This is a genomic window from uncultured Maribacter sp. (assembly GCF_963977385.1).
In the GTDB taxonomy this organism is placed as follows: Bacteria; Bacteroidota; Bacteroidia; order Flavobacteriales; family Flavobacteriaceae; genus Maribacter.
Genome location: NZ_CAXBOU010000011.1, coordinates 68383 through 82949, shown reverse-complemented (window position 1 = coordinate 82949; position 14567 = coordinate 68383). Strand labels below are relative to the sequence as shown.

At 35.8% G+C, this 14567-nt stretch carries 15 protein-coding genes; 5 read left to right on the top strand and 10 right to left on the bottom strand.

Annotated features, from left to right (window positions below; all coding sequences use genetic code 11):
• Positions 1–14: 14 nt before the first annotated feature.
• On the top strand, positions 15–737 hold the full coding sequence (locus tag AAC084_RS12600; RefSeq protein WP_339840564.1) for a DUF6503 family protein: 723 nt from the start codon (positions 15–17) through the stop codon (positions 735–737).
• Here the strand turns inward: AAC084_RS12600 and nadD are convergent.
• From nadD to AAC084_RS12570, 6 genes are all read right to left on the bottom strand, one after another.
• Positions 734–1318 carry a nicotinate (nicotinamide) nucleotide adenylyltransferase gene (gene nadD / locus AAC084_RS12595; RefSeq protein ID WP_339840563.1) on the bottom strand — a complete coding sequence of 195 codons (585 nt, stop codon included), beginning with the start codon at positions 1316–1318 and terminating at the stop codon, positions 734–736. The genes AAC084_RS12600 and nadD overlap by 4 nt on opposite strands.
• A 5-nt stretch (positions 1319–1323) precedes the next feature.
• Positions 1324–1905 (bottom strand): guanylate kinase, encoded by a 582-nt coding sequence (gene gmk / locus AAC084_RS12590; RefSeq protein WP_339840562.1) that lies wholly within the window; start codon positions 1903–1905, stop codon positions 1324–1326.
• Complete coding sequence (locus AAC084_RS12585) at positions 1906–2763, bottom strand: YicC/YloC family endoribonuclease (protein ID WP_339840561.1); 858 nt, start codon at positions 2761–2763, stop codon at positions 1906–1908.
• A 134-nt stretch (positions 2764–2897) separates the two neighbouring features.
• The gene (locus AAC084_RS12580) at positions 2898–3719 is read right to left on the bottom strand and encodes a DUF1080 domain-containing protein (RefSeq protein WP_339840560.1); all 822 of its coding nucleotides are present in this window, start codon (positions 3717–3719) and stop codon (positions 2898–2900) included.
• Positions 3720–3733: 14 nt separating this feature from the next.
• A complete protein-coding gene (locus AAC084_RS12575; protein WP_339840559.1) occupies positions 3734–4474 on the bottom strand; it encodes a DUF1080 domain-containing protein in 741 nt (246 codons plus the stop codon).
• A gap of 11 nt (positions 4475–4485) precedes the next feature.
• The gene (locus tag AAC084_RS12570) at positions 4486–5538 is read right to left on the bottom strand and encodes a sugar phosphate isomerase/epimerase (protein ID WP_339840558.1); all 1053 of its coding nucleotides are present in this window, start codon (positions 5536–5538) and stop codon (positions 4486–4488) included.
• Positions 5539–5696: 158 nt separating this feature from the next.
• Between AAC084_RS12570 and AAC084_RS12565 the strand changes: the two genes are divergently transcribed.
• On the top strand, positions 5697–7400 hold the full coding sequence (locus AAC084_RS12565; RefSeq protein WP_339840557.1) for a GMC family oxidoreductase: 1704 nt from the start codon (positions 5697–5699) through the stop codon (positions 7398–7400).
• A gap of 65 nt (positions 7401–7465) precedes the next feature.
• Complete coding sequence (locus tag AAC084_RS12560) at positions 7466–7924, top strand: ASCH domain-containing protein (RefSeq protein ID WP_339840556.1); 459 nt, start codon at positions 7466–7468, stop codon at positions 7922–7924.
• Positions 7925–7993: 69 nt separating this feature from the next.
• On the opposite strand, the gene AAC084_RS12555 is transcribed toward AAC084_RS12560, so the two are convergent.
• The 4 genes from AAC084_RS12555 to AAC084_RS12540 all read right to left on the bottom strand — a co-directional run bounded on the left by AAC084_RS12555 (position 7994) and on the right by AAC084_RS12540 (position 11974).
• Positions 7994–9133: a Gfo/Idh/MocA family oxidoreductase gene (locus AAC084_RS12555; RefSeq protein ID WP_339840555.1), complete on the bottom strand. Its 1140-nt coding sequence runs from the start codon at positions 9131–9133 to the stop codon at positions 7994–7996.
• Between the two features lie 159 nt (positions 9134–9292).
• Positions 9293–10522, bottom strand: coding sequence for a nucleoside permease (locus AAC084_RS12550; protein ID WP_339840554.1), 1230 nt, complete (start codon positions 10520–10522; stop codon positions 9293–9295).
• A complete protein-coding gene (locus AAC084_RS12545) occupies positions 10523–10966 on the bottom strand; it encodes a DinB family protein (RefSeq protein ID WP_339840553.1) in 444 nt (147 codons plus the stop codon).
• A gap of 15 nt (positions 10967–10981) precedes the next feature.
• Positions 10982–11974, bottom strand: a complete 993-nt coding sequence (locus AAC084_RS12540) for a sugar phosphate isomerase/epimerase family protein (RefSeq protein WP_339840552.1) — start codon at positions 11972–11974, stop codon at positions 10982–10984.
• Positions 11975–12146: 172 nt separating this feature from the next.
• Between AAC084_RS12540 and AAC084_RS12535 the strand changes: the two genes are divergently transcribed.
• Both AAC084_RS12535 and AAC084_RS12530 read left to right on the top strand, forming a co-directional pair.
• The gene (locus AAC084_RS12535) at positions 12147–13859 is read left to right on the top strand and encodes a GMC family oxidoreductase (protein ID WP_339840551.1); all 1713 of its coding nucleotides are present in this window, start codon (positions 12147–12149) and stop codon (positions 13857–13859) included.
• Positions 13859–14506: a gluconate 2-dehydrogenase subunit 3 family protein gene (locus tag AAC084_RS12530; protein ID WP_339840550.1), complete on the top strand. Its 648-nt coding sequence runs from the start codon at positions 13859–13861 to the stop codon at positions 14504–14506. The genes AAC084_RS12535 and AAC084_RS12530 overlap by 1 nt, the downstream gene beginning before the upstream one ends.
• Positions 14507–14567 lie beyond the last annotated feature (61 nt).

Here is a 14567-nt window from a genome sequence, read left to right as displayed (position 1 = left end):
TATAAAACAGAATAATGATAAGGTACTTTTTTTTATTTATAGCACTTCTAGTAAATATCAATGCGTTTGGACAAGAGCTTACTGGCGCTGAGTTGCTAGAAAAAGCCATAGAATTTCATGATCCAAATGACAATTGGAAATCTTTCCATGGTAAAATGCTCATAACAATGGAAAGCCCTAAGAGCAGTTCTCGTAGTACCGTAATTGAATTAAATTTACCTACCAATTACTTTATGTCTACAGTTAAGAAAGATAATTACACTATAGAATCAGAATTAAACAAAGATGAGTGCACCTTAAAATTGAACGGTAGCACATCTATATTTCCAAGGATAAAGGACAGTTTAAATATATCGTGCGAGAGAGCAAAAATGATGAAGAACTATTACACCTACTTGTATGGTCTTCCAATGAAACTGAAAGATCCAGGAACTATAATTGATTCAAAAGTTCAGAAAAAAACTTTTAAAGGAAAGGAATATCTTGTGTTAAAAGCAGGTTATGAAAAAGAAGTGGGCACCGATACTTGGTATTTTTATTTCGACCCAAAAACCTACGCTATGGAAGTATACCAATTCTTCCATGACGAAAGCAAAAACGATGGGGAGTATATCTTGTTATCTGAGATGGTTACTGTTAACGGCATTAAAATTCCAAAGGTTCGAGCTTGGTACTATAACAAGGCTGATAAATTTTTGGCTACTGACATTCTACAAAAGGCAAATTTATTAAACTAACGATAGAAATTCATTACATCCATATACGACCAAACTTCGGGTGGTAACATGGGTTTTATATTTTTACCGTTTTTATGTTCTTTTCTTATAAAAGTGGAAGATATTTCCATAATCGGAGCATTAACACGATGAATTCTGTCGTGTTGCATAAATTGAGATTCAACAGTCCCGTTTGAAATTCTTGGATACACATAAATATTATAACTCTCTAAAATGGTCTCATAGTTTTTCCATTTATGTAGGCTTTTTAAATTATCCTCGCCCATAATCAATGAAAAACTATAACCAGAAGGATACTTCTCGTCTAGATGGACTAATGTGTTCACCGTGTAATTTGGCTGGGGAAGATCAAACTCAATTTTACTTGGTCTTAATTTTGAATACTCTTTGGTAGCTTCATAAACCATTTCATATCGATGATGATTATCTAAAAGTGTTTTCTTAGTTTTAAAAGGACTTTGAGGGGTTACAACGAACCAAACCTCATCTAAATTAGAAAACTCCACCATGTGGTTCGCAATGACCAAATGACCAATATGAATAGGGTTAAAGGTGCCAAAATAAAGTCCAACCTTTTTCATCTTTCTTATTCCTTATCATCTTCAATGAATGCAGCCACCAAATCAACAGCTTCCTTTAATGCAACATCTAAATCATAATTTTTGATGATTTTGTCAAATTGAGGTGCAGTAGCTAACTCAACGGAAGCCTTTGCAATCCGCATATTTATTTTGTCTTCACTTTCAGTACTTCGTTTCTTAAGTCTGATCTTTAATTCATCAACACTTGGCGGCTTAACAAAAACAGCCAAGGTTTGTTCAGGAAACTTCTTTTTAATTCGAAGTCCACCCACAACATCAATATCAAAAATCACATTCTTACCTTCTGCCCAAAGACGTTCTACTTCACTTTTTAATGTACCATAAAAATTATCGCGATAGACTTCTTCCCATTCCAAAAAATCATCGCTCTTAATATGATTTTTAAATTCAGAAACAGACATAAAATAGTAATGCTCTTTATTTTTCTCTTTGCCCCTTCTTGGTCTTGACGTAGCAGAAACCGAAAAAGCTAAATTTAATTCTGGCTGCGCCAAGAGATGTCGTACAATTGTTGTTTTCCCACTTCCAGAGGGTGCAGAAAAGATTATTAGTTTTCCACCTTTCATCTATAGCACGTTTAACATTTGTTCTTTAATCTTTTCAAGCTCATCTTTCATCTGAACTACTATTTGCTGCATTGGCGCAAAATTTGCTTTTGAACCTATAGTATTGATTTCACGACCGATTTCCTGTGAAATAAAACCAAGCTTTTTACCATTGCTATCATCTGAATGTAACGTTTTTGCGAAATAATCTAAATGATTGGCTAATCTTACTTTCTCTTCTGTGATATCATATTTTTCCAAATAATAAATAAGCTCCTGCTCAAATCTATTAGCATCTACATCTGCCTTTAAATCTTGAACAGCTTTTTCTAAACGCTCACGAATAGTACCTTGACGCTCCGGGTCAATTTTTATTACCTCTTCGAGTAATTGATTCAATGAAGCTATCCTATCTAAAAAATCCTTCTCTAATACACTACCTTCTTCTGACCTGAATTCATTTATCTCAACCAATGCACCTTTCAATGCTTGCTTTATTGCTTCGTATTCTGCTTCATCAATATCTTCTTTTGCTGTTTTCATAGCATCGGGAAAACGCAGCGCCATTTCTAACAACCTAAGATCATCACCTGTAGCTATTTTTTTCAACTGCTCCATATATTGTTTAACAGCAACTTCATTTACCTGAGAAGTAGTTTCATCACCCGTAAGTTCAACATACAAGCTAAAATCTACCTTACCACGCTGAAGAGAATTCGCAACCAGTTTTCTTAATTCCAATTCCTTTTCACGATAACTAGAAGGCATACGAGCATTTAAATCGATACTCTTACTGTTGAGTGATTTTATCTCTACCGTTATTTTTTTATTTGGCAATTGAACTACATGCTTTCCGAAGCCGGTCATCGATTGAATCATGAATACATTTTAGATTTAGACAAAGGTAAGGTAATTGTGAAATTTAATTTTAATCATATCCCTATCCTTAATAAATAAAGGAGTAAACAAAATTAAGTTCTTGTTTACTCCTTAAAACTTTACTAATTATTAAATTATAACTCTCTAACCCAAATATTTCGAAAGCTAACACGACTATCATCACCATGGTCTTGTAGTAATAATGGGCCTTTGCCATGTGCCGGATTTTTTGGCCAACCAACGTATGGTGTAGTACCCTTAAGTTCAATATGATCTTGAACCAAAACACCGTTATGTATTACAGTGATATCTCCTGATTTTATCTTACCACCATCAACATTAAATTCTGGCGCATGATAAATGATATCATACGTATTCCATTCACCTGTAGGTACTGAAGCCATAGCCAAAGGCACATGTTGTTTGTAGATAGAACCAACCTGCCCATTTACATAAGTAGGATTATCATTCTGATCTAGAACTTGAACTTCATAAATTCCATTTAAAAAAACACCACTATTAGCCCTATGTTGTCCTTCTAACTGAATAGGCAAAGGAGATTTCCACTCTATATGCAATTGCACATCACCAAAATTTTGCTTGGTCTGTATATTCCCAGTTTTATCATTAACCGTCATACTAGCATCTTTGTTTACATGCCACTTAGCCGCTGTGCTATCATTAGAACTAATCCAATTATCTAAATTAGTTCCATTAAAAAGCACAATTGCATCACTTGGGGGGGCACCAATTGAACCAGGTTTTACTACTGCCACTTTTGGTTCATAGAATTCTGTTCCTTCAGGCGTTGTAGGTTCTTCACCCATATATTCCTCATAAACGATAACACTATCTTTTGCTACCGTTTCCATTTTCTCAATTGACCCTACCTTTTCTTGACATGAAAATATACTGAAAGATGCAACGAACAGTAGTAATGAATATTTGTTTTTCATAAATATTTGAGCTATTAAAGTTGTTTGATTTTTATATTTCTGAATGCTACTACATTTCCGTGATCTTGTAGACCGATTTTACCAGTTGTAAATTTCCCGAAACCATCCCAGCCTGCAAATTTAGAGTCCGCTACCATAGCATCCCATTCATCGCCTTGTACAGGAAAAGTGACCATTTCAATACCATTCAAAACAACGTTTCCTTTATTTTCTTTATGGTCTACGGTAATTACCATAGTATTCCATTCCCCTATAGGTTTTGTCGCATCTTTTGCTGGAGAAACCATGTCATATAATGCACCTGCTTGATGCGTAGTACCGGCTTTTGCATCTGGATGCTTATCATTATCAAGTATTTGAATCTCTGGTCCTGTATGATAGCTCTTATCAAACTTTTCATCCTCACTTATACCCCAAAAGACTCCACTATTACCAGCTTCAGATATTTTCCAATCCAAGGAAAGAACAAAATTTGCATACTCTTTTTTGGTAACAAGGTCATGATTTTTCTTCTCCTCCCCTTCAGTGGGCGGAGTATAAACCAAGGCTTCGCCTTCAATCTTCCAAGCATCACTTACGCCATTGGTTTTAAATTCTTTCCATTGCTCCAACGAAGTACCATCGAATAAAATTTCCCAATCATTTTCTAAAACCTTAGTTTCTTCTACCGTAGTTACTTCAGACATTTCTTTCTTCTCTTGCTTACATGAGATGAAAACTATTAAAAACACAACACTAACAATTACTTTTTTCATTTCTATTCAGATTAAAGTCCTAACATTTTTTTCAACATTTCCTTATCGATTTCAGCACCAGCAAAATCATCGAACGTTTTTTCAGTTGCTTCAATTATATGGTCTTGAATAAACTTTGCACCTTCACGAGCACCTTGTTCAGGACTCTTTATACAACATTCCCATTCCATTACCGCCCAAACATCACAACCATATTGGGTAAGTTTAGAAAAAATCGTTTTAAAATCTATTTGACCATCTCCCAAAGAACGATATCTGCCAGCTCTGTTGCCCCAATCATTATATCCACCGAAAGCACCTTTTTTCCCTGTGGGATTAAACTCTGAGTCCTTCACATGAAAAGATTTTATAAACTCATGGTAATGGTCTATATAGGTGATATAATCTAATTGTTGTAAAACAAAATGGCTAGGATCATAAAGAATATTCACTCTTTTATGATTACCCGTAGCCTCTAAGAAACGCTCAAAGGTATCGCCATCATGCAAATCTTCACCAGGGTGAATTTCATAACACACATCAACGCCTTCTTTATCAAAATGATTTAATATAGGTGTCCATCTTTTTGCCAATTCTTCAAAACCCATTTCCACCAAACCTGCAGGTCTTTGTGGCCATGGGTGCATTGTATGCCATAATAATGAACCAGAGAATGTAGCGTGCACATTTAAACCCAATCTTCTACTAGCGGTTGCCGCTTTTTTAACTGTTTCAATTGCCCATTCTGTTCTTGCCTTCGGATTACCATGAACATTTTTTGGCGCAAAAGAATCGAACATTAAATCATATGCCGGATTCACTGCCACCAATTGACCCTGCAAGTGCGTAGAAAGTTCTGTTATTTCCAAACCATAAGAATTCACCTTGGCTTTTAACTCATCACAATACGTTTGACTTTCTGCTGCTTTATCTAAATCTATTAAGAAGCTTTCCCATGTAGGAATTTGAATTCCCTTGTATCCAAGGTCAGAAGCCCATTTACACATACCGTCCAAGGTATTAAAAGGTGCTTTATTATCTACAAACTGTGCTAAAAATACGGCTGGCCCTTTGATTGTTTTCATAAAATTATACTATCTGTTGTTTGAATTAGTTATTCAATTAGACACTTTAAATATGTCAAATTATATTATATTTAAAAAATGTATTGCGTTACTCACAATACCACGGAGATTTGCTATAAATATAGGGATTACCAATAGAAAAATATAAAAATTCAAGCATGAATCAAAATGAAATATTTGATGCAATTGTAGTCGGAACTGGAATAAGTGGTGGATGGGCAGCTAAAGAATTAACTGAGAAGGGTTTAAAAACACTTGTTTTGGAACGCGGCCCTATGGTGAAACATATTGAGGACTACCCTACCATGAATGATGATCCTTGGGATTATCCTTTGAAGGGAGAACTTTCTAAAGAGGACAAGAAAAAATACCATGTACAGAGTCGTGTTAATTGGGCGCCTAAAGAAGACGTAAAACACTTTTTTGTCAATGATCTAGAACACCCCTATGTAGAAACTAAACGATTCGATTGGATAAGAGGGTATCAAGTCGGCGGAAGATCACTTACTTGGGGACGTCAGAGTTACAGGTGGAGTGATATTGATTTTGGCGCCAACAAAAAAGAAGGTGTTGGGGTTGATTGGCCAGTTAGATATGAGGATATATCGCCATGGTATGATAAAGTTGAGGAATATATTGGTGTTAGTGGCGAAAAATTAGGATTGGATGTATTACCTGATGGTAAATTTCAACCAGCCATGAAATTAAATTGCGTTGAAGAAGATTTCAAAAAAAATACAGCAGAGAAGTTCGACGATGGTCGTTTAATTACCATTGGGCGTACCGCACATATTACTGACCCTAATGCTTCTTTTGAAGGTAGGGGGACTTGTCAAAATAGAGATCGTTGTTGGCGAGGATGCCCTTTTGGCGGTTATTTCAGTAGTAATTCATCAACACTGCCGGCAGCCGAACGTACAGGTAATATGACCTTGAGACCAAATTCAATAGTTCATGAAATTATTTATGACGATGTTTCTAAAAAAGCAACTGGTGTTAGGGTTATAGATGCCGAAACCAATGAGAAAATTGAATTCAAAGCGAAAGTAATTTTCCTTTGCGCATCAGCTATGGCCTCGGTAGGCATTTTACTTCAATCAAAATCTGAACGCTTCCCTAATGGGTTAGGCAACGATTCTGATGCTTTAGGTAGAGGAATTATGGATCATCACTATAAATTGGGAGCAACTGCAAAAGTGGACGGCTATTTAGATAAGTATTATAAAGGTAGACGAGCTAACGGTTTTTACATACCACGTTTTGTGAATCTAAATAAGAAGACAAAGCGAGAAGGTTATTTACGAGGTTTTGGGTACCAAGGAACAGCAAGCAGAGGCGATTGGTCTAAGGAGATTGGTGAAATGGGTTATGGCAAGGACCTTAAGGATTCTATATTAAAACCAGGCCGTTGGACTATTGGGGTAACCGGTTTTGGTGAATTCTTACCTTATGATGATAATAGAGTAACCTTAAGTCCTACTGAAAAGGATAAATGGGGACTTCCTCAATTAGCTTTTGATGTAGAATTTAAAGAGAATGAATACAAAATGCGTGAAGACATTAAAAAGGAGATTGTAAGCATGTTTGAAGCGGCAGGTTTTAAAGATGTAGCATCGTATGAAGAATCTAGCGGACCGGGATTAGGTATTCATGAAATGGGAGGTGCAAGAATGGGCCATAGCGCAAAAACCTCTATAATAAACAAAAACAATCAAGTTCACTTAGTTCTTAATGTATATGTAACTGATGGTGCTTTTATGTCTTCTTCTAGTTGTGTAAACCCGTCACTAACCTATATGGCATTTACCGCAAGAGCGGCAGAACATGCAGCGAAACAATTAAAAGCCGGAAAATTTTCTTAATTATTAAATCAAATTTTAAACTATAACGGTAAATAAATACGTTAGTGCAAAGTAAATAATAGCTTATGGAAAATGCTTCGGCCAGAAATATGTGGGGTAATTATTTAAATGCTCATTTAGAACATGCATTTGAACATGCACCGTCAACAACTTACTTTGGCGATAATGAAATGGATGCCAATAGATTGGCAGACTTAACAAAACAAGGAGTAAAAAAAGCAATATCACACTCTTTATTAGGGATACAAAACCGCAATGAAAAACTACCCAAAATAGGAGACTTTATCGTAGTTACGAATTGGAGTGGTGAAGCGCAATGTATTGTTCGCACCACAGCGGTGAAACTAAAACCTTATTTTAGTATTGATGTATTGTATGCACAACTAGCTGGTGAAGGTGACAAATCACTAGACCATTGGAAAAAGGTACATTGGGATCAGTATACTACTGAATTGCAGAAATTCGGAAGAGAACCTAGAGAAAGTATGATTATCGTTTGTCAAGAATTTGAGAAGGTATATTAATCGATACACCTTATTAACTAAATTAAAAGAGCCGCAAAATGCGGCTCTTTTTGTAATAATTTCAGTTGATTATTTTTCTAAAGCAACCCATGTATTTCCATTTTTATGAGAATCTACTGTGGCTTCTATAAAATTCATACCACGAACACCATCTATCATTGTAGGGAATTCACCATCATTGTATTTTTCACCTCTAATAGCTCTTGCAACTCCTTTATAGATATTTGCCATAGAGTCAAAAATTCCTTCTGGGTGACCAGCAGGTAGTTTTGTTCCATCTAACGACAATTCAGAGTTGTAGGCATGACCTGGCTTATACACTTGAGTAGGTTCTGTATCACTCAATTTATATAAAAAGTTTGGACGCTCCTGTTCCCATCGAAAAGCACCTTTCTCACCATAAATAGCAATAGCCAAACCGTTCTCTTCTCCAGTAGCTACTTGACTTCCTCTAATAACACCTTTAACGTGGTCACTCATTCGTATAAGAACAGTACCATCAACATCCATTTTATTATCCTCATAAAGGTAATTGAAGTCACAAAGCAATTCATTCACTTTAAGACCAGTAGTATATTCTACAAGGTTAAAAGCGTGAACACCTATATCACCCATACACGAGCTTATACCTGCTTTTTTTGGATCTAACCTCCAAACAGAAGATCGTTTCTCTTTATCATGAATAATCGTATTGATCCACCCTTGATAATAAACTGCATCTACTTTATGAATTTTACCTAACGCGCCAGCTTTAATCATTTCACGCATTTGACGCACCATTGGGTAACCAGTATAGGTATGTGTCAAGGCAAAAACAGTTCCTGCCTTTTCATGTGCTTTTTGTAAGTCTTTAGCTTCAGCCAAAGAGGTTGTCATTGGTTTTTCACAAATAACGTGAAACCCATTATCCAATAATTTTTTTGCCATTGGATAATGCAAGAAGTTTGGCGTAAGTATAGAACATACCTGAATACGCTCATCTACAGGTAATTTTAATTCTTCTTCTATTAAAGTATCAAAATCTTTATAGATTCTATTTAAAGGCACATCTATTTCCTTGGCAAAAGCCATGCTGGCATCAAAATCTGGATTAAATACTGCTCCAGTAATTTGATAATTATCATTAATATGTGAAGCTACTCTATGTAGTACTCCTATTAGGGAATCGCCTCCCCCTCCTAATATTCCTAATCGAATTTTCTTTGGCATTATTATAGTTGTTTAAATTGAAAATTTTATTCTCTAAAATCCGCAAGGATTTAACTCATTATTAAATAGTTGAAAATTGCATAGTGCATTCATCCATTAAAACGTGTAAAACACTGTTTTTATGAAACAATTCTCAAGCATGTAAATTAAAGAAATTATCTAAGATTGATATTCTATTTTCTCTGTTTTAAAGAAAATCGCAAATAAAATAAAGACAGCTAGTGCAAAACCAGCCGGATATATCCAAATGGTTTCCCAAACATGTTTTCCGTCCTCTAAAAGGTATGCGGTAGAAATCTTACCAGCCACCCAAAATCCGATTAACATACCAACCCCGTACGTAGCTAATGTAATTAAGCCTTGTGCGGAACTCTTGAATTTCTCACCTGCCTTACTGTCTGTATAAATCTGCCCAGAGACAAAGAAAAAATCATAACAAATTCCATGTAACGCTATACCCAAAAGCAACGAAACACCCAAACCATCAGCATCACCAAATGCGAATAATACGTAACGTACCACCCAAGCTGCCATAGCTACTAGAATCGTTTTCTTAAAGCCGAATTTGGTGAAAAAATATGGTAGTAACAGCATAAATACTATTTCAGAACCTTGCCCTATCGTCATCTTACCTGTAGGGTTATTCATACCAACCTCTACAAGAAACGGATTCGCATTTTGATAGTAAAAAGCTAATGGAATACATATGAGCACCGATGAAATAAAGAAAATTAAAAAGTTTTTATCCTTAAATAAGCTCAATGAATCCAACCCTAAGATTTCCCTTAAACTTAGCTTGTCAGAAGTAACAGCTCTAGGTGGCGTTTTTGGCAATGTGAAACTAAATATCCCTAAAATAAACGAGGCAATGGCAGTCATTAGAAATGTATTTCTAAGTAGGCCGTCACCAATATTTTCACCTTGGTCCCAGCTAAAAACATAGCTAATTGAAAGCCCAGCTATAATCCATCCTAAGGTTCCAAATACACGTACCATTGAAAACTCTTTAGCAGGGTTTTTCATTTGATTAAAGGAGACTGAATTAACTAAAGCTAAAGTTGGCATATATAATATCATATACCCTAAGACTAAAAGATAAAACACATCAAACTCTGTGCTTTCATACATGAAATACATGAGAATAGCACCAAAAAGATGTAAGACTCCTAAGATGCGTTCTGCATTAAAATATCGATCAGCAATAATTCCAATAACAAAGGGAGCAATAATAGCTCCCCATGATTGTGTTGAAAATGCCAAGGCTATTTCACCGTCCGTTGCTTTTAGATTGTTTCCTAAAAATGTACCTAGAGTTACAAACCATGCACCCCAAATAAAAAATTCTAAAAACATCATGAAGCAAAGCTGTGCTCTGACTTTATTTTTCATTTATCTTTTGTAATAAACATAATCCAAACCAATAGGGTTTTCCCCATTATCTCTAAAATCAACCGCAATTTGCCCTCGGTGATTTGTCGAATGGTTTATGATATGAAACAGAATATCCTTTATGGTATTTGTAAATAGACGGCCTTCAGAATTTTCAAAATCTATACGCTTATCAAAATTATCGGCATTGGAAACAATTTCAAAAGAGCTACGTTGATTCTCGTAATGAATGTCGGCCCAATCATTTATATCATGCTCTTGCCAAATCACATATTCACTCGGTCTACTTATAATTCTTGCATTCCACAAATGATGAGCATTTAACACATGGCTGAATAAACTCATAGTTCTTGGAGGCAACTCAGACATCTTTGAGCATTCATCGATAAGTCTTTTGTTACATTGAAAATTGTAATCGAATATTTCGTTAAAGAATGCTTCCATAAATCATATTCTAGATTACTGAATTTCTTTTGCGGCTTTTAATAAAAGATCTCTAGTAGCGATTATTCCAGCTTCCTCGCTAATTTCAGAACCTTCAAACTCAACACCAATATAACCCGTATAACCAGCTTCTTTTACAATTTTTAGCATTTCTACATAGTCTATACCAGTATCATAACCTTCAGCATTAAAATTGTTAGATTTTGCACTTACAGCTTTAGCGTATGGCATTAATTCTCTAACACCTTTGTATTTATCATACTCCTTTAAACAATCCCAACTTTCTGGTTTACGTTCTATACAAAAATTACCAAAATCAGGTAAGCTTCCACAGTTATCCATATTAACCTTTTTCATCACCTCTGCATGTAGTTCACCATTAGATGATAAGCCACCATGATTCTCTACCAATACATTTATATTTTTTGTTTTTGCGTAAGTAGCTAATTTGGTTAGTCCGTCTACAGAATTCTTAATCCACTCTTCTGGTACATTACTACCATTTAGATTAACTCTAATTGCATGGCACCCCATGGCTGCAGCAGCATCAACCCATTTTTTGTGTTTCTCAACAGTTTCATTTCTTTCGGCTTCGTCGTTAACTGCTAAGTTGCCTTGACCATCAATCATAATCAAAACATTTTTCATTCCATGCTTTTCTGCCTCTGCATTAGATTTAGCAACAAAATTTGCCATTGCCTCTTCAGAATAATCTGCATTGGCCAATTCAGGATTATATAATTGACTCACATATTCCAGACCGGTGAATCCCCAATTCTTTGCTTTTTCAGCAAAAGTATATGGATCTACGCCATCATCCTTAATCATTTTATGCATGGACCATTGTGCTAAGGATAATTTAAAAAATGGCTCTGCGTCACTATTACTTGCAACGATTTCAGAATTTTCTACTTTTTCTTTTTTCGTTTCCTTACAAGCGTAAGTTCCTAATAACGAGATTCCAATACCTACAATTGAGGCAACTCTGATAAAATTTTTTCTTTTCATGTTTGGTAGTTTGTTTTTGTTTGAAAAATAATCTTAACGGTTGGCGTTAAAATTACTAATAGGTTCATTAATCTAACTTGATGCTAGTTTTAGCGAATTTCGTAAGAAGTATGGACATTAAATGTATAGAATTAATTTATTATTTAATAAATTTAGAGAATAAACAACTTTTATGAGCAAATTTTATTACAATGAAGAGCAAGAGTCCTATGACGCCATAGTCGTAGGAACAGGAATTAGTGGCGGATGGGCTGCGAAAGAATTATGCGAAGCTGGCTTAAAAACACTAGTTCTAGAACGTGGTCGAATGGTAAAGCACATAGATGATTATGTTACCGCAAATAAAGATCCCTGGGATTTTCCAAATGCTGGTGAGCCTACTAAGGAAATAGTAGAGCAACAACCAAAACAAAATAGAACCGGTTATACTACGAATCAAGCAAGTAATATGTGGTTCGTGAATGACTTGAAACACCCTTACAACGAAACCAAAAGATTCGATTGGATGAGGGGTTACCACTTAGGCGGTCGCTCTTTACAATGGGGTCGTCAAAGTTATCGCTTAAGTGATATTGATTTTGGTGCTAATAAGAAAGAGAATATTGCTGTCGATTGGCCAGTTCGCTATAAGGAAATAGCTCCTTGGTATGATAAGGTAGAAACGTTCATCGGTGTAAGTGGTGAAAACTTAGGCTTGGAACAATTACCTGACGGTCAATTTTTACCTATGATGGATCTAAATTGTGTTGAACAGGAATTTAGAGAAAAAGTAGCAGATAATTTTGATGGTCGTGTAGTAACGGCAGGAAGAACAGCTCATCTAACCGGTACAAAACAGTTTGATGGCAGAAGCAAATGTCAATTTAGAAATAGATGTATTAGAGGGTGTCCTTTCGGAGCTTACTTTAGTAGTCTTTCTTCTACATTACCTGCTGCAGAAGCGACAGGAAATATGACGCTTAGACCTGATTCGATTGTACATGAGGTAATGTATGACCCAAAGACAAAAAAAGCAATAGGTGTAAAAGTAATAGATGCGAATACTAAAGAAACATATGAGTTTAAGGCTAAAGTAATTTTCCTTTGCGCTTCATCAATTGCTTCAACTTCAATTTTGATGCAATCAAAATCTGATACGTTCCCTAATGGTATGGGTAATGAGTCTGATCAGTTAGGCCGTAATATTATGGACCACCAACTTCAAGTGGGTGCTTCTGGTAAATTCGATGGATTTGAGGATAAATACTATAAAGGAAGAAAGCCAAGTGGTATCTACATCCCTAGATTTAGAAACCTAGGCGGAGACTCTGATAGAAAAGATTACAAAAGAGGATTTGGATATCAAGGTAGTGCCTCTAGAGGGAATTGGGAAGAATCTATTGCTGAACTTTCACATGGAAAAGATTTAAAAGAAGCTGTATTAAAACCAGGGGGATGGACTTTTGGTATGATGGGCTTCGGAGAAGTACTTCCTTATGAAAATAACAGATTCACATTAGACTATGACAAATTAGATGATTGGGGTCTACCTACAGTTACGTTTGATGCTGAGCTTCAAGAAAATGAACTAAAAATGCGTAAAGACATTCTAGAATCAGCTGTTGAAATGCTTGAAAAAGCCGGACTTAGAGATGTACAAGGGTACGACAATGAGAGTGCGTTAGGCCTAGGAATTCATGAAATGGGAACCGCTCGTATGGGTAGAGACAGAAAAACATCTGTTTTAAATGGAAACAACCAATTACATGATGTAGCTAATGTTTATGTAACAGATGGGTCTTTCATGACTTCTGCAAGTTGCGTAAATCCGTCATTAACATATATGGCCTTTACGGCTAGAGCTGCAGCGCATGCAGTTGAAGAACTTAAAAAAGGAAATATATAATGGATAGAAGACGTGTATTGAAAAATATGGGGCTGTCACTTGGATATATGGTGGCCACCCCAACCTTATTAGGAATTGTACAAAGCTGTAAAAGCGAACCAGCTATTACTTGGACACCGGAATTCTTAACTCAAGATGAAGGAAATGTTCTTACGAAACTGGTAGATATCATTTTACCTAAAACAGACACACCGGCCGCATCAGAAGTTCAAGTCAATATTTTCATTGATAAGTTCGCAAACGACATTATGGAAAAAGAACAACAAGATTTTTTCAAAATGTCTATGAGCAAATTTATAGATAAGACCTTAGCTGATTCTGGAAAGGAAAAATCAGCAGATTTAACCGTAAAAGATTTAGAACCGGTATTAGCAAGCTCACTAAAGTATTCTAAAGACCAGCAAACTGAATTGTTCGAATCAATATCAAGTTATACTGAAGCTATTGCAGAAGGTACGGCCGCTACTTTAGATGATGAGACCACTAGATTTGCATTCGCAAATAACCTTAGAGGTATGACTATTTGGGGGTACAAGGTCTCTGAGTATGTAGGCGAGGAAGTTTTAGCTTATTTGCCTGTACCAGGCGAATATGTTCCCTGTGGTGACATGCAAGAGCTAACAGGCGGTAAGGCATGGTCCCTATAAACCAGTAAATTATTTATCCCAAAAGCCAAGAATCCTATATCATGTGACTCTTGGCTTTTTT